Origin of the sequence: Aeromonas hydrophila subsp. hydrophila ATCC 7966 (genome assembly GCF_000014805.1) — a bacterium.
GTDB classification, from domain to species: domain Bacteria; phylum Pseudomonadota; class Gammaproteobacteria; order Enterobacterales; family Aeromonadaceae; genus Aeromonas; species Aeromonas hydrophila.
Map to the genome: position 1 here is coordinate 1,030,982 of NC_008570.1, position 15,143 is coordinate 1,046,124.

Annotated in this window: 18 protein-coding genes; 8 read left to right on the forward strand and 10 right to left on the reverse strand. The window is 65.4% G+C overall.

Annotated features, from left to right (window positions below):
* Positions 1 to 70: 70 nt before the first annotated feature.
* Both AHA_RS04795 and AHA_RS04800 read right to left on the reverse strand, forming a co-directional pair.
* The gene (locus tag AHA_RS04795) at positions 71 to 907 is read right to left on the reverse strand and encodes a phosphorylase family protein (protein WP_164927555.1); all 837 of its coding nucleotides are present in this window, start codon (positions 905 to 907) and stop codon (positions 71 to 73) included.
* Between the two features lie 108 nt (positions 908 to 1,015).
* Entirely contained in the window at positions 1,016 to 1,870 is an 855-nt protein-coding gene (locus AHA_RS04800; RefSeq protein ID WP_011704890.1) for a lytic transglycosylase domain-containing protein, read from the reverse strand.
* Between the two features lie 181 nt (positions 1,871 to 2,051).
* Between AHA_RS04800 and AHA_RS21820 the strand changes: the two genes are divergently transcribed.
* Positions 2,052 to 2,414, forward strand: coding sequence for a hypothetical protein (locus AHA_RS21820; RefSeq protein ID WP_237701966.1), 363 nt, complete (start codon positions 2,052 to 2,054; stop codon positions 2,412 to 2,414).
* A gap of 33 nt (positions 2,415 to 2,447) precedes the next feature.
* On the opposite strand, the gene AHA_RS04810 is transcribed toward AHA_RS21820, so the two are convergent.
* On the reverse strand, positions 2,448 to 2,636 hold the full coding sequence (locus tag AHA_RS04810) for a hypothetical protein (RefSeq protein ID WP_011704892.1): 189 nt from the start codon (positions 2,634 to 2,636) through the stop codon (positions 2,448 to 2,450).
* 197 nt (positions 2,637 to 2,833) lie between these two features.
* Positions 2,834 to 3,772, reverse strand: coding sequence for a LysR family transcriptional regulator (locus AHA_RS04815; protein ID WP_011704893.1), 939 nt, complete (start codon positions 3,770 to 3,772; stop codon positions 2,834 to 2,836).
* A 330-nt stretch (positions 3,773 to 4,102) separates the two neighbouring features.
* On the opposite strand from AHA_RS04815, the gene xapA reads away from it, so the two are divergent.
* The 4 genes from xapA (at position 4,103) to AHA_RS04835 (ending at position 8,049) form a co-directional block, all read left to right on the forward strand.
* Complete coding sequence (xapA, locus tag AHA_RS04820) at positions 4,103 to 4,930, forward strand: xanthosine phosphorylase (RefSeq protein ID WP_011704894.1); 828 nt, start codon at positions 4,103 to 4,105, stop codon at positions 4,928 to 4,930.
* A 25-nt stretch (positions 4,931 to 4,955) separates the two neighbouring features.
* A complete protein-coding gene (locus tag AHA_RS04825) occupies positions 4,956 to 6,215 on the forward strand; it encodes a NupC/NupG family nucleoside CNT transporter (RefSeq protein ID WP_011704895.1) in 1,260 nt (419 codons plus the stop codon).
* A gap of 62 nt (positions 6,216 to 6,277) precedes the next feature.
* Positions 6,278 to 7,081: a deoxyribose-phosphate aldolase gene (deoC, locus tag AHA_RS04830; RefSeq protein ID WP_011704896.1), complete on the forward strand. Its 804-nt coding sequence runs from the start codon at positions 6,278 to 6,280 to the stop codon at positions 7,079 to 7,081.
* Between the two features lie 56 nt (positions 7,082 to 7,137).
* Positions 7,138 to 8,049 (forward strand): DMT family transporter, encoded by a 912-nt coding sequence (locus tag AHA_RS04835; protein WP_011704897.1) that lies wholly within the window; start codon positions 7,138 to 7,140, stop codon positions 8,047 to 8,049.
* A 5-nt stretch (positions 8,050 to 8,054) separates the two neighbouring features.
* On the opposite strand, the gene AHA_RS04840 is transcribed toward AHA_RS04835, so the two are convergent.
* Complete coding sequence (locus AHA_RS04840; protein WP_011704898.1) at positions 8,055 to 9,068, reverse strand: NAD-dependent epimerase; 1,014 nt, start codon at positions 9,066 to 9,068, stop codon at positions 8,055 to 8,057.
* Positions 9,069 to 9,390: 322 nt separating this feature from the next.
* On the opposite strand from AHA_RS04840, the gene AHA_RS04845 reads away from it, so the two are divergent.
* On the forward strand, positions 9,391 to 10,017 hold the full coding sequence (locus AHA_RS04845) for a YitT family protein (protein WP_011704899.1): 627 nt from the start codon (positions 9,391 to 9,393) through the stop codon (positions 10,015 to 10,017).
* Between the two features lie 105 nt (positions 10,018 to 10,122).
* On the opposite strand, the gene AHA_RS04850 is transcribed toward AHA_RS04845, so the two are convergent.
* The 3 genes from AHA_RS04850 to AHA_RS04860 are packed head-to-tail and all read right to left on the reverse strand — an operon-like array spanning position 10,123 to position 12,793.
* Entirely contained in the window at positions 10,123 to 10,911 is a 789-nt protein-coding gene (locus tag AHA_RS04850) for a heme ABC transporter ATP-binding protein (protein WP_011704900.1), read from the reverse strand.
* Positions 10,912 to 10,925: 14 nt separating this feature from the next.
* Positions 10,926 to 11,957 carry a FecCD family ABC transporter permease gene (locus AHA_RS04855; protein ID WP_010634923.1) on the reverse strand — a complete coding sequence of 344 codons (1,032 nt, stop codon included), beginning with the start codon at positions 11,955 to 11,957 and terminating at the stop codon, positions 10,926 to 10,928.
* A complete protein-coding gene (locus AHA_RS04860) occupies positions 11,954 to 12,793 on the reverse strand; it encodes a heme/hemin ABC transporter substrate-binding protein (protein ID WP_011704902.1) in 840 nt (279 codons plus the stop codon). The genes AHA_RS04855 and AHA_RS04860 overlap by 4 nt, the downstream gene beginning before the upstream one ends.
* Positions 12,794 to 12,961: 168 nt before the next feature.
* On the opposite strand from AHA_RS04860, the gene hutX reads away from it, so the two are divergent.
* Both hutX and hutZ read left to right on the forward strand, forming a co-directional pair.
* Positions 12,962 to 13,474, forward strand: coding sequence for a heme utilization cystosolic carrier protein HutX (gene hutX / locus AHA_RS04865; protein ID WP_011704903.1), 513 nt, complete (start codon positions 12,962 to 12,964; stop codon positions 13,472 to 13,474).
* Positions 13,471 to 14,028, forward strand: coding sequence for a heme utilization protein HutZ (hutZ, locus tag AHA_RS04870; RefSeq protein ID WP_011704904.1), 558 nt, complete (start codon positions 13,471 to 13,473; stop codon positions 14,026 to 14,028). The genes hutX and hutZ overlap by 4 nt, the downstream gene beginning before the upstream one ends.
* 70 nt (positions 14,029 to 14,098) lie before the next feature.
* On the opposite strand, the gene AHA_RS04875 is transcribed toward hutZ, so the two are convergent.
* Together AHA_RS04875 and AHA_RS04880 are read right to left on the reverse strand one after the other, a co-directional pair.
* Entirely contained in the window at positions 14,099 to 14,503 is a 405-nt protein-coding gene (locus AHA_RS04875; protein WP_010634919.1) for a lipoprotein, read from the reverse strand.
* Positions 14,504 to 14,542: 39 nt separating this feature from the next.
* The gene (locus tag AHA_RS04880; protein WP_011704905.1) at positions 14,543 to 15,094 is read right to left on the reverse strand and encodes a cysteine hydrolase family protein; all 552 of its coding nucleotides are present in this window, start codon (positions 15,092 to 15,094) and stop codon (positions 14,543 to 14,545) included.
* Positions 15,095 to 15,143: the final 49 nt, after the last annotated feature.

Below are 15,143 nucleotides of genomic sequence, written 5' to 3' on the forward strand. Positions count from 1 at the left end.
GTGGGCCAAGTCCCGCCTGGTAGGGATTACCAAGAAAAGAAGCCGCCACAGTGGCGGCCTCTTGGGTTCATCAGGCTTTGTTGAAGCCGTTGATGAGCGCTTTTGCGTAATCGATGACGAACTGTTGGCAGTGGATGGCGGTCTGCGGATCGAACTCCTCGCCGTGCAGATCGGTGTTGGAGAGTACCCGGATCCCGACGAAGGGCACCTTGTAGGCCTCTGCCACCAGGGCGGCGGAGGAGGTTTCCATCTCTTCCGCGGCGGTCTGGTAGGTCTGATGCAGCCAGTTGATGCGGGCGACCTGGCGGTTCCACTCGTCGGCGGTGCCTATGATGCCGGGGACCACCCGACCGTGACGATAACGGTCGGCCATGCCGAGGGCGCGGCCGACCAGCTCGGGATCGCCAGCAAAGGAGGAGTGTTCCACCAGCTTGCCGTTGTCGCGCAGGCGCATGGTGACCTCGAAGTTGTGCCATTTGCTCGGGTCGACGCCCTGCTCGGCGGGCGTCAGATCACTGCGGTAGGCCCCCATGTTGAAGCTCTTGGTACCGATGACGATGTCACCCCGGTGCAGCGCCGGATCGTGGCCGCCCGCCGTGCCCTGATTGATGACGAGGCGCGGCTGGAAGCGCTCCATGGCGAGGGTGGTGGCCGCGGCGGCATTGGCCAGTCCCACCTCGGTGCGGGAGACGACCACCGGATAACCCGAGAGGGTGCCCTGCCAGTAGGTCCAGGAACCGACGGTCAGCTCCTGCTTGTCCTTGAGGGCGGCCACCAGGGTCTCGACTTCGACATCCATCGCCCCCTGGATCAGGATGGGGGCGGAGGCCGGCTTGGCCGCCACGACGGCGGAGGAGAAGAGGGCAAACAGGGTGAGCAGGCGCGAGCAGCGTTTGATGAAATTCATGGATTACCTGTAGAACGTGCGAGAAAGCGCCGGATCCTACCGAAAGGCAAACGGTTGCGCAAATGCGGGTGTGGTTTTTGTCAATAGCAGGCCGGCAGGGAACCGGGTTCAGGGCTGCTTGTGGCCGGCGAAGTAGAGCACCCGCCGCACATATTGCTGGGTCTCCTGATAGGGGGGGATGCCGCCATATTGTTCCACCGATTTTTCGCCGGCGTTGTAAGCTGCCGACATCAGGGTCCAGTTGCCATCGAAATGGGTGTGCAGCCACTTGAGATAGGCCACGCCGCCCTTGATGTTCTGCTCCGGATCGAAGGGACGGGTCACCCCGAAGCGCTGCTGGGTCTCGGGAATGAGCTGCATCAGTCCTTGGGCATTTTTGGGGGAGACGGCGCGGCTGTCGAGGTTGGATTCGGCGATGGCGATGGCCAGCACCAGCCGCTCGTCGATGCGGTGGCGCTTGGCGGCGTGGCGCAGCATGGTGGCCAGTTTCTGCTTGGCGGGCGACTGGCGGGCCAGATAGGCCTCCAGATTGAAGGGGGTGGTGGGGATGGCGGCGAAGTAGCCGCCGGCTCCGCCGACGCCGCTGCCGCACTGATCCCCCATCACGGCATTGCCGACCCGGCTGTTGTAGTAGCGGGCGGCCTGCTGGTTGCCAAGGCGGATCGCCATGGCCAGGTAGGCGTTGGCCATGCGGGGGTTGCGAACCGAGCCCGGGCCGGTGGCGAGCAGGCGGCCGATGCGAAAATACCCTTCCGGGTTACCCGTGGTGGCAGCGGCACAGTAGAAGTGGATGGCCTGGGTCAGGTTGCCCTGACTCTGTGCCTGCTGACCTTTCTTCAGTGCGCTGAGCGCCTTGGGCGCCTGTCTGAAATCCCTGCTTTGCGCCGCTGCCTGCCCGGTGCCGGCCAGCAACAGCGATAAAAAAAGCAGCAAAAACAGCCTGTTTTCGCTGGAACTCGACATGGATTCTCTCCTGTTGGGGTACAGAAGATATAGGGGAACATGGCCTGTTCTGCCATTAATCCAGTGGATCCTGTTGTTATGGATCCGGGTATCCAGAGATCAAAACGGTATGGAACCAATGACCGAGGCTGATGCGGCAGGGGTTGGCGACGGCTCATAAGGGTCGCCGCCAACAAAGGGGTTGCTAGATAAGTTGCCCCTGGCCACCATCGGCACCATCGGCACCATCGGCACCATCGGCACCATCGGCACCATCGGCACCATCGGCACCATCGGCACCATCGGCACCATCGGCACCATCGGCACCATCGGCACCATCGATACCGTCAGCGCCATCAATACCATCAGCACCATCCATGCCGTCGGCACCGGCGCTGCCATTGCTGCCCGGTTCAGGGAGCCACTGGCCATTGTCCGCCGGCGGACAGTCATCACCAGCCGGACAGGGCGTGCGGGCCTGCAGCGGGGCGCCGTGCAGGCAGCCAAGCAGCAACAGCAGAGAGCAGAGGGTACGAGTCGGTTTCATGGAATTGACCAGGCATAAACAAGGAGAGAAGAGAAGGGCCTTGCTGGCCCCTCAGACGTCGAGGTGATAGGGCTGCTCGTCCGGTTCGGCGGCGGGCAGCTGGCGATACATCAGGCGAATTTCGCTCGCCACCCAGAGCGAGAGCAGGCCGAGCAGGCTCAGCAGCGGCGCCAGGGTGTGACTCTGTTGCAGTCCGTAGGCAGACAGGGCTGCGCCCAGCAACAGCAGAATACGGATCATGAGGTGACTCCTTCTCATCATGGTGAGGGCGCGGATGCGTGCCCGTGTGGCACCAAGTGTGGCCAGTATACCCCAGCCGGTGCCCGGCAAACCGCCATCCGCTTCACATCCCCATCCTAAGGGCGGAGGTGAAGCGCCATCCGCTTCAGATTTTTATCCTAAGGAGGGAGGCGGCGAAGCGCCATCCGATTAACTCATCAATCCGCGGTCGGCCGGTTCATCTGCGCGCTCATGGTGTCGATGAAGTGGCGGATCGCCACCGCGGCCGGCTGGCCGTCGCCGGGCGGGGCGTAAAGCACGCAGAGATCGGCGGGGATCGCCTGCTCGAGCCGGATGAAGCGCACGTGGGGCCACTTCTGGCGGGCGTAGCTGGCCGGCACCAGCGCCACCTGCAGGCTGGTGGCCACCACCGCCATCAGGGTGTTGGGTTCAACCACCTCCTGGTTGAGATGGGGGTAGAAGCCCTCCACCAGACAGGCGTTGATGATGAGATCGGTAGAGGAGGAGTTGGCGCGGCTCATCAGCACGAACGGCTCCCCCGCCAGCTCGGGCAGGGAGACCAGCTTGCGATCCCGCAGCGGATGCTCGTCCGACACCACCAGCACCATGGACTCGCGATAGATGGTTTCGGCCAGCAGCGGATGGATGTTGACGGTGTCGGCGAAGCGGGCGAGGCCGAGGTCTATCTCCTTGCGCGAAAGCGCCTGTTTCTGCCGTTCGGGGGAGAGCTCGGTGAAGGTGATCTCGAACTCGGGGTGGCGCTGGTGGCACTGGCGGATCACCTCACCAAAGCCGGCCCAGAAGATGGAGCTGACCAGCCCGATGCGGATCTGGTTGCGCTCCATGCGCCCCGCCTGCACCACCCGGTTGAGGCCGCTTTCCAGCACGTCGAACAGCAGGGCGCACTCGGCCTGCAGCAGCCGGCCGGTGGCGGTGAGGCTCACCTGGCGGGTGTGGCGCTCGAACAGCGCCAGCCCCAGCAGGGACTCGAGCTCCTTGATCTGGGCGCTGAGCGGCGACTTGGAGACATTGAGCTGCAGGGCGGCCCGGCTGAAGTGTCCCTGGCTGGCCACCGCATGGAAGTAGCGCAGCATCTTGAGGGTGACGCGATCGCGCCAGTGACTGTCGAGGGCCAAGCGACCTCCTTCGGTGGCTGATTGAGGGCCGGGTGCGATCCCCGTCAAAGTTTGCGCGACCGGTGCGGGCAGCAGCAGGGCCGCTGCCCGGCGGATGGTCGATCCGGCTCACACCTTTGCCGACCCGTTTTGACCGTACCGGGGCTGGTTGGCGGAAAAACGGGGCCAATCAGCGCCATTCATGCCGCTTCCTTTGGTTTTCAGCCATTTCCCGGCGGGAAATTATGCTGAAAATCAGGATAGTCAGGCCGATTTTAGCGATTTTTATCGCCCAATACCTCCCCTAGAGTGAGCGCCATGTCCCATTTACAGCCTCAAGAGGTGCAGCTCATGCAACAAGATCCGGTACTCAACGCCGTCGCCACCATTCTCGCCCGCAAGCCGGGTTTCGCCCCCCGCGCCGCCATGATCCTGGGCTCCGGCCTCGGCGTGCTGGCCGATGCGCTGGAGGAGAAGGTCACCATTCCCTACGAGGAGCTGGACGGCTTCCCGGTCAGCACGGTGGCCGGCCACAGCGGCGAGCTGGTGCTCGGCAAGCTGCACGGGGTGGACGTGGTCTGCATGAAGGGGCGCGGCCACTACTACGAACACGAAACCATGAAGGTGATGACCACCCCGGTGCGCACCTTCAAGCGGCTGGGCTGCGAGCTGCTGCTGGTGACCAACGCGGCCGGCTCGCTGCGCCCGGAGCGGATCGGGGTCGGCTCCCTGGTCATCTTCAACGATCACATCAACACCATGCCGGGCACCCCCATGACGGGCGCCAATGACGAGGCCTACGGCCCGCGCTTCTTCAGCCTGGCCAATGCCTATGACAAGGGGTTGCGCAGCGAAGCGCTGGCGCTGGCCGAGCGGGAGGGGATCGCCGTCAATCAGGGGGTGTTTGTCTCCTACAGCGGCCCCTGTTTCGAGACCGCCGCCGAGATCCGCATGATGCAGATCATCGGTGGCGACGTGGTGGGGATGTCGGTGGTACCGGAAGTGGTCAGCGCCGCCCACTGCGGCCTGCCGGTGCTGGCCATCTGCGCCATCACCAACATGGCGGAGGGGCTTGGCGACGTGCAGCTCTCCCACGAGCAGACCCTCAAGTGCGCCAAGCTGGCGGAAACGGACTTCATCCGCCTCATCAACACCTTTATCCAGCACCACTTCCAGTAAGTAGGGAACGACCAGGAGGTCAGTTATGTTTGCAGCAGGATTTCTCGGTATGGCGGCGCTGATCCTCATCGCCGTGCTCGCATCGACCAACCGCAGGGCCATTCGCCTGCGCACCGTGGGGCTGGCGCTGGCCTTGCAGGTCGCCATCGGTACCCTGGTGCTCTATGTACCGCTGGGGCGCCGGGCGCTGGAGGGGATGGCCCACGGGGTCGACGCCGTGCTGGCAAGCGGCAAGGCGGGCATTCACTTCCTGTTTGGCAACCTGGTCAACTTCTCGGTGGACGGTATCGGCTTCGTGTTTGCCCTCAACGTGCTGCCGCTGGTGGTGTTCTTCTCGGCGCTGATCGCCGTGCTCTACTACCTCGGCATCATGCAACTGGTGATCCGCTTCATCGGCGGCGCCATGGCGCGGCTGCTCGGCACCTCCCAGACCGAATCCATGTCGGCGGTGGCCAACGTCTTCGTTGGCCAGAGCGAGGCGCCGCTGGTGGTCAAGCCCTACATGCCCAAGATGAGCGACTCGGAGTTCTTCGCCGTCATGTGCGGCGGCATGGCCTCGGTCTCCGGCACCGTGCTGGCGGGCTACGCCATGATGGGTGTGGACATGCAGTACCTGCTGGCCGCCTCCTTCATGGCGGCGCCGGGCGGGATCCTGTTCGCCAAGCTGATCATTCCCGAAACCAGCCAGCCGGACTATGTGTTCGACAACAGCATCCAGTTTGACGGCAAGAAGCCGGAGAACGTGCTGGCGGCGGCAGGCGAGGGGGCCAGCAGCGGCCTCAAGCTGGCGGCGGCCATCGGCGCCATGCTGATCGCCATGATCGGGCTGGTGACCCTGGTCAACACCCTGCTGGGCGGGGTGGGGGAGATGGTGGGCATGCCGCTCTCCCTCGAGCTCATCCTGGGCTGGATCTTCTCGCCGCTCGCCTTCCTGCTCGGGGTGCCGCTGGCGGACATTGGCATCGCCGGCGCCATGATCGGCAAGAAGCTGGTGGTGAACGAGTTCGTGGCCTACAGCGACCTCTCCCCCTACCTGAAAGACGCCAGCACTGTGACCGCCGCCGGCCTGCAGGTGCTGGAGGAGAAGTCCAAGGTGATCATCAGCTTCGCCCTGTGCGGCTTTGCCAACCTGGCCTCCATGGGGATCCTGATCGGTGGCCTCGGCACCCTCTGCCCCTCCCGCACCGACTTCATCGCCCGCTACGGCCTGCGTACCGTGCTGGCCGCCACCTGTTCCAACCTGATGAGCGCCGCCATCGCCGGGATCTTCTTCTCCCTGGCCTGAGCGTCCCATCCCTTGTTCCGGGGCGCTGCGGCGCCCCTTTCTTATCCCGACAGGAGCCTTCCATGATTCCAGCTACTGCTTTTGCACCTGCCTGCGCTGCCACCGAGGCCGCCAGCCGAGCCATCCGCTTGATGGACCTCACCAGCCTCAATGACGATGACCACGATGCGCGCATCATCGCCCTCTGCCACCAGGCGCAGACTCCCTTTGGCAACACCGCCGCGGTCTGCATCTATCCGCGCTTCGTGGGGCTGGCCAGGCTCACCCTGGCGGCGCAGGGCACCCCCGAAATCAAGGTCGCCACCGTGGTCAACTTCCCCCATGGCGACGATGAGCTGGCCAGCGTGCTGGCCGAGACCCGCGCAGCCCTCCTCGCTGGCGCCGACGAGATCGATCTGGTGATCCCCTGGCGTGCGCTCAAGGCGGGGGACGAGGCGCCCGCCCGGGCGCTGGTGCGCGGCTGCAAGGTATTGTGCGGGACGCGGCTGCTCAAGGTGATCATCGAATCCGGCGAGCTGCAGGAGCCCGCGCTTATCCGCGCCGCCTCCCTGCTTGCCATCGAGGAGGGGGCCGATTTCATCAAGACCTCCACCGGCAAGGTGCCGGTCAATGCCACCCCCGAGGCGTGCCGCACCATGCTGGCGGCCATCGCCGAGTGCGGCGCGCAGCACCGGGTGGGATTCAAGGCGGCAGGCGGGGTGAAAAGCGCGCAGGAGGCGGGGGAGTATCTGGCCATGGCGGCCGCACTCTTTGGCGATGAGTGGCTGGTTGCCGAGCGCTTTCGCTTCGGCGCCTCCAGCCTGCTCGGTCAGTTGCTGGCCACTATCGAGGGCAAGAAGCCGGTTGCTGCCGACGGCAGTTATTGAATCATTCCCATCCAGTGCGGCGCCCGGCGGGGCGCCCCTTTGCACAGGTGCATGCCATGTCCCATCCCCGTTTTCATTTCGTGCAGGCCCACGGCAAGGTGCTGCTGTTCACCCTGCTCATCAGCCTCTCCTTCCCCATCGGCAGCGCCCTCACCGCGGTGCTGGACCCGCTGGTGGTCACCTGGGCGCGCTACCTGCTGGCGGCGCTCACCTTCGTGATTCTGCTGGCTTGCCAGCGCCGTCTGGTGCTGCCTTCGCTGCGGGATCTGGGGCGTTATACCCTCATCTCGCTGCCGGCTCTCTGCTACTTCGTCGCCATGTTCGTGGCGCTGCAGGAGACCAGCGCCCTCGATGCCAGCGCGCTCTACACCACGGTGCCCCTCATCAGCGCGCTGGCCAGCATGCTGATCTTCCAGCGCCGCATTGGCTGGTCGATGGCGTTCGCTTTGCTGGGGGGGATGGTGGCGGCCGCTCTCATCATCTTTCGCGGTGAGCTGAGCCAGCTGGCGAGCCTGAGCCTCACCCCCAGCAACCGCATCTATCTGCTGGGCTGCGTGGGGATGGCGCTCAACCCCATATTGGTGAAGCGCTACTACCGGGGCGAGTCCTTTGCCCACCTCACCTGCTGGACCCTGATCTGCGCCACCCTGCTGCTCACCCTGGTGGCGGCGCCGCGGCTGCTGACAACCGACTGGCAGCAGGTGTCGCTGCCGCTCTGGCTCGGCCTTGCCTATCTGGCGCTGTTTGCCACGGCGCTCAGCTTCTTTTTGTTCCAGCAGGGGAGCGTGGTGCTGCAGCCGGAGCAGGTCTCGGCCTACACCTACCTGATCCCGGTGCTGGTGCTGTTGATTGGCATGCTGAGCGGGGAGGAGGTGATCTGGCGGCAGGTGGGCTGGGGCGTGCTCGGCGTGCTGCTGACCATGGCGGTCATGGTGCTGGTGCCCACTCGGCAGGCCCGCCGTGCCTGAATGGGTCAGCGGGCGGGCTGGTAGTAGTCGAGATACCAGCGCACGAACGCGGCAACCCCTTCCTTGATGGAGGTGGCGGGGCGCAGGCCGGTGAGGGTGTGGAGGGGCTCGCTGTCGGCCCAGGTGGCGTGCATGTCGCCCGCCTGCATCGGCAGCATCCGCTTGATGGCGGGCTTGTCCAGCGCCTGTTCCAGCGCCTCGATGAAATCGAGCAGCCGCACCGGCTGGCCATGACCGATGTTGAGGATGCGGTAGGGGGCGGCGCTCTCGGCCGGACTCTGCTCGCCGGCATGCCAGTGAGGGTTGGGGCGGGGCGGCAGCTCGGCGACGGCCAGGATCCCCTCGACGATGTCGTCGATGAAGGTGAAGTCGCGGCTGAGATCGCCCTGGTTGTAGACGTCGATGGGCTCGCCCGCCAGGATGGCGCGGGTGAACTTGGCGATGGCCATGTCGGGCCGGCCCCAGGGGCCGTAGACGGTGAAAAAGCGCAGCCCCGTGGTGGGCAGACCGTAGAGCGCCGAATAGGCGTGGGCCATCAGCTCGCCGCTCTTCTTGGTGGCGGCATAGAGGGAGACCGGGTGGTCCACCTGCTGATCGGCACTGAACGGCAGCTGCTCGCCCATGCCGTAGACCGAGCTGGAGGAGGCGTAGATCAGATGCTGGATGCCGTGTTGGCGGCACCCTTCCAGCACCGTCAGCATGCCGGTGAGGTTGCTCTCGCTGTAGGCAAACGGGTTTTCCAGCGAGTGGCGCACCCCCGCCTGGGCGCCCAGGTGGATCACCCGCTCGAACCGCCCCTCGGCAAACAGGGCGGCCATGCCGGCCTGGTCCGCCAGCTCGCCCTGCACGAAGCGAAAATGGGGGAAGGGGGTCAGCATCGCCAGGCGGGCCTCCTTGAGGCTCACCTCGTAGTAGTCGTTGAGGTTGTCGAGCCCCACCACCTGATGACCCGCCTCGCACAGCTGTCTGGCCACGTGAAAACCGATAAAGCCGGCGGCGCCGGTGACCAGATACTTCATGGTTGGGGTCCTGTGCAGATCATGGGGCTCCTGACGGTGATGGGAAAAGGGGTTGCGCGCTTTGTAGCAGAGCCGGCGCGTCTGTGCCATGGCAAACCGCCGGTGTCGGCGCGACGGGCGGCGGCTCAGGCGCGGCATGCTGCATCTTGGTGCAGCGGCTGTCAATGGAGAATGACAGGCACCAAAACGGGGCGTGGGCGGCGACTATTGTGATCATGGTCGCAAAAAATAGACTGAACCCCATAACGAAGCCCTGCGGACAGGGCTCGCGCCCGCCAGACGGGCAACAGACACTCTTTCACTTCGCTATTGGATACCGGTTATGGACAACACCCCTGGCTCGGCGCACTCCGTTCGGACTGCGCACCCCCTCTATGAAGACGTCATCGCCCTGCTGACCGCGGCCGGTTTCGTCTCCCTCGGCATCTTTCTGTTTCATCAGGTTGGTCTGCTGACCGGCGGCACCGCCGGGCTGGCGCTGCTGTTGCAGCAGGTGACGGGGCTGAGCTTCGGCCTGCTGTTCTTCGGCATGAACCTGCCCTTCTATGCCCTGGCGTGGCTGAGGATGGGGCCGCGCTTCACCCTCAACACCTTCGTCTCGGTGGCGGCGGTCTCTTTCATGACGGATCACCTCAACGCCGTGCTGCAAATCGGCAAGATTGAACCGGTCTACGCGGCGCTGATCGGCGGCACCCTGATCGGCATGGGGCTGCTCATCATGTTCCGCCACAAATCGAGTCTGGGCGGCTTCAACATCCTGGCGCTGTTTATTCAGGATCGGTTCGGCATCCGCGCCGGCAAGCTGCAGATGGGACTGGATTGCACCATCGTCATCGCCTCCTTCTTCGTGGTGCAGCCCTGGATCCTGGCGCTCTCGGTGGTGGCGGCCATCATCTGTAACCTGGTGTTGACACTCAACCACAAGCCGGGCCGCTATCAGATCGCTTGACGAGAAAAGAATCATATGAGGCTGTTTGGCTGGCGATTAGCCCGCCACGCCTTGCAAACAAACAGAGCGCCTGATGGCGCTCTGTTGCTATCTGCCGCACTGCCATTACACCACCATGGGCAGCCCGCTTTCGGGGTGGAGGATCACCTGGGCCGGGTAGTCGTAGAGCCGGTCGATGAGATCGGGCGTCAGCACCTCGCGCGGGGTGCCGTCTGCCATCACTCTGCCCTGTTCCAGCATCACCAGCCGGTCGGCGTAACGGGCCGCCAGATTGAGGTCGTGCAGCACCACCAGCACGGCGGTATGGCGGGCGGCGAGGGCGCGCGCCATGGTGAGCAGCTGGTGCTGGTACTTGAGATCAAGCGCCGAGGTGGGCTCATCGAGCAGCAGCAGCCGCGCTTGCTGCGGTTCGTCCGGTGCCTGCCAGATCTGGGCCAGCACCCGGGCGAACTGCACCCGCTGGCGCTCCCCGCCGGAGAGGCCGGGATAGAGGCGGCCGGCCAGGTGATCGACCCCGGCATGGGTCATGGCGGCCCCGACTATCTCGTCGCGCCGGCTGGCCGGCTCGCTGTGGGGCAGCCGGCCCATGGCCACCACCTCCTCGCACAGGAAGGGGAAGTTCAGGGACGAGCTCTGCGGCAGCACCCCGACCCGATGGGCCAGCTCGGTGCCGGCCCACTCTTGCCGCTCCCGGCCAAACAGGCGGATTTCTCCCTGATGTTCCAGCTCGCCGGTGAGGCATTTGAGCAGCGAGCTCTTGCCGGCGCCGTTGGGGCCGAGCAGGGCGGTGAGGCTGCCCGCCTGCAGGCTGAGGTCGAGCCTGTCCAGGATGGGGCGGCCGCCCCGGCTGAGGCTGAGCTGGCGGCAGTGCAGCAGGGTCGATGAAGCAGACAAGAGGAGTCCTCCGGTTAAAGCGTCCGGCGGCCCTTGACCAGCAGCCAGATGAAGAAGGGGGCGCCCAGCAGGGCGGTGATGATGCCGACCGGCATCTCGGCCGGCGCCAGCAGGGTGCGGGCCAGCATGTCGGCGCCCAGCAGCAGGGCAGCCCCGAGCAGGGCGGAGAGCGGCAGCAACCGGACGTGGTTGGGGCCGGCCAGCAGCCGCACCAGGTGGGGTACCACCAGGCCGACGAAACCGATCATGCCGGCCACCGCCACTGCTACGCCGACTCCGGCGGCGGTGAGCAGGATCAGCCGCCGCTTGAGGGACTGCACCTGGATGCCGAGGTGGCGGGCCTCCCCTTCACCCAGCAGCAGGGCGTTGAGGGGGTTGGCATCGCGCAAGAACAGAATGAGCAGGGCAACCAGGGTCAGCAGCGCCAGCGCCACGTCCACCGGCTTCCCCGCCGCCAGCGACCCCATCTGCCACAGGCTCAGGTTGCGCAGCATCTGATCATCGGCGAGATAGGTGAGCAGGCCGATCACGGCACCGGACAGCGCGGTGACGGCCACCCCGGCCAGCAGCATGACGGTGACCGAGGTGCCCCCCTCCCGGGTGCCGAGCAGATAGACGAGGGTGGTGGTCAGCGCGCCGCCGAGAAAGGCGAGCAGGGGCAGCAGGCCGATGCCGAGCAGGCTCTGCCACTGCTGGCCGAGGGGGGCCAGCAGCACGATGGCCAGCGCCGCGCCGAGCGCCGCGCCGCCGGAGACCCCGATGATGCCGGGGTCGGCCAGGGGGTTGCGAAACAGGCCCTGCATCACGGCGCCGCAGAGGCCGAGAATCCCCCCCACCGCGATGCAGAGCAGGGTACGAGGCAGGCGGATCTCCTGCACGATCAGCAGCTTGTGGGCCTCAATCCCGCTCCCTTGGCCGGCGAACAGGGCGCGCAGGCTCTCGCCAAAGGAGAGGGCCATGGGGCCGGTCGCCAAGGATCCGACCAGTAGCAGCGCCAGTGCGCCGCCGGTGAGGCACAGCAGCCAGGGCAGTGGCAGACGCATCATGAACCCAGCTTGATCCACTTGGCGATCTGGCTGGCCTGCTGCAGCGAGGTGAGGCTGAGCCCCCCTTGCAGGGCGTGACCGTCGATGGCGTGGATGGCTCTGTTCTTGCCGGCCGGGGTGGCGGAAAGGGCGGGCACCTGGCTCAGCACGGTTTCAGGATCCTGATACTGCTGCCAGTCGCGGCCGCTCACCAGCACCAGATCGGGCTGCAGCTCGATCAGGGATTCGGTGGAGACGGGTTTGTAGTCTTGCAGCTGGGCCACCGGGTTGACGCCGCCGGCCAGAGTGAGCAGGGCGCTGGCGGTGGTGTTGCCGCCGGCGATGCTGGTGGGCTGGCCCTTGTGCAGCAGCAGGAAGACCACCTTGAGCGGCTTGTTCTGCTTTGCCTGGGCGGCCAGCTGCTCGCTCTGGGCCTGGATCTCGGCCTTCAGGCGGGAGCCGGCGGCCGGGTCCTTGAGCAGGGCGGCCAGGGTATCGATGCGCTGGTTGAGGTTGGCGAGGGTGGGGGCGGTGGGCAGCACGTCCACTTCGACCCCGGCCCGGCGCAACTGCTCCAGGGCGGGCGGTGGCCCCATCTCGTCGCTGCCGACCAGCCGGGTCGGCGCCAGGCTCAGGATCCCTTCGGCGGCGAGGGCGCGGTGATAGCCGACCCGTGGCAGGTTTTTCGGCTCCGGGCTGCTGATGTCGGTGGCGATGAGGCTCTGCTCACCGCCCAGCGCCAGAATGAGTTCCGTGGTGGCCGGGCCTATGCTGACGATACGTTCCTGCGCCAGAACGGGCAGGGACAGGGCTGAGCAGCCGAGCAGGCTGAGTGCGAGGGCAAAACGACGGCCCATGCTAACCTCCGAAGGGTGAATGAAGTTGGGTTGCCGCCGAGAATATCAAGCCGTCGAAAAAAATGCACTGAGAATGAAAGCGATTATCAATTGCATTGGTTTGGGGCCTTCATTACAGTATCCGCCATGACAGAACAGGGATGCCGCAGGCACCCCAAGGGAGAACCGATGAGCATTGCACAACGCATTCATGGGCTGCTGGAACAAGATCCCAGCGCTCACCCATCCACCATCGCCGCCGAGCTGGCCGTCAGCGAATGGGAGGTGGTACGCCACCTGCCGGCCGAGCTGGTCACTCTGGTGCCCGCCGAGCAGGCCGAAGCCCTGCTGGCGGATCTGGCCGACTGGGGCCAGGTGACCACCATCGTCGAGTCCGACGGCTCCATCTTCGAGGTGAAGGCCCCCTTCCCCCGTGGCAAGAGCGCCCGCGGCTACTACAACCTGATGGGGCGCGACGGCGAGATGCACGGCCACCTCAAGCTCGACAACGTGGTCGGCATCGCCCTGGTCAGCAAGCTGTTCATGGGCAAGGAGGGGCACTCCTTCCAGTTCTTCGGCCACAGCGGTCGCTGCATTTTCAAGGTCTATTTGGGGCGTGACGAGCAGCGTCAGCTGCTGCCGGCCCAGGTGGAACGCTTCATGGCCCTGCGCCACCAGTATCAAGAGGAAGTCAAAGCATGAGTGAACGTCAGGAGCGTCTGCAGAACCGCCTGCAACCGGAGATCCGCGAGTTTCGCGACGGTTGCCGCACCCTGCAGCTGGCGACGGTGGACAGTGAAGGCAACCCCAATGCCAGCTATGCCCCCTTCGTGCTGCAGGAGGATGGCTACTATGTGCTCATCTCCGAGATCGCCCGCCACGCCCGCAACCTGCAACAGGTGCCCAAGGTGTCGCTGATGCTGATCGAGGACGAGAACGGGGCCCGCGAACTGTTTGCCCGCAAGCGCCTCACCTTCGATGCGGTGGCCGAAGTGGTGGCCCGCGACGACGTGCGCTGGGAGCAGGCCATCGCCGCCCTGGAAGGGCGCTTCGGCGAGATAGTCAAAGGGCTCTCCAACCTCAAGGACTTCGTGCTGTTTCGGCTCAAGCCCGAGCAGGGGTTGTTCGTCAAGGGCTTCGGCCAGGCGTTCCGGGTCTCCGGCGACGAGCTGGTGGATTTCGTCCACCTGGTGGAAGGGCACAAGCGCGTCGACAACGGCGCCGAGCTGACCAGCCCGGCCGATGCGCCGGTCTGATCCGCGCGGATCGCCAGAATGACAAAACGGGCAGCCCTGGGGCTGCCCGTTTTTTATGGACGGTTTTCCCTCAATCCTGCCAGGAGGCCTTGTTGGGAAAGGCGTCGCGGTCGGCCCGGGTGGCCGTCTCGTTGCACTCACCCCGGATCTTCCAGGAGGTCTGGCTGAGCACTATGTAGCCTTCGCGGCAGTACTTGCGTTCGGCCAGCGCCTGGGTGAGCTGGGCATCCTGCAGCGCTTCACGCCGCTCCAGCAGGCTCTTGCTGCGACTCAGGCGGCTGCCGTCATCGTCCTGCAGGCGGGTGGGCAGGGTATCGAGCGGGGCGGCTTCGAAGGTGAAGCGCTTGCTCCCCTCCTCGTTGATGTGGGTCCTGAACAGGGGGGCCGGGCCATCCGGCTGGCGCCCCGGCAGGCCTGAGCAGGCGGTGATTGCCGGTAACAGCAGCGTGAAGGCAACGGCAGAGAGTAGACGCACACAAGACTCCAATCGGGTGATCGCTTCAGAGCGGGCAGATTAACATGCCGGCTCGGGTTGGGTGGCGCCGAGCAGCTCATCCGTCGTGAGCAGGGTCACGCTTCTGCCTTTTGGCAGGCTGAGGTGACGCCACATCCAGTGGTGGTGCTCGATGATCTGCTCCGCGCTCAGGTGGGGCCTGTCCGCCGTGGTATGGGCGTCGGTCACCGCCACCACCTCGAAGCCGCGAGCGGCGGCACTGCGCAAGGTGGTGTCGACGCAAAAGTCGGTGGCACAGCCGCAGATGAGCAGCCTGTCCACCGCCTGCTCCGCCAAGAGGAAACCGAGCTCGGTGTCGAGAAAGCTGTCGCAGGCGGTCTTGCGTACCCGGCTGTCATGCCCCTCTGGGGCGAGATCGGCGTGCAGCTGCCAGCCCGGGCTGGCGGGATCCAGCTCGGTGCCGGGTTCGTCGTGCTGCACATAGATGACACGACCCTGTTCTGCCCGCACGCGCTCGGCCAATCGATTGATATTGGCGATGACCTGGGCGTCCTGATGGCGAGGCTGGGTGAACAGCCCCTGTTGCATGTCGATGACCAGTAACACATCCATATGAAATCCTTGGGCAAATGTTTGTCAGGGTGGCAGCCACTGGGCTCCT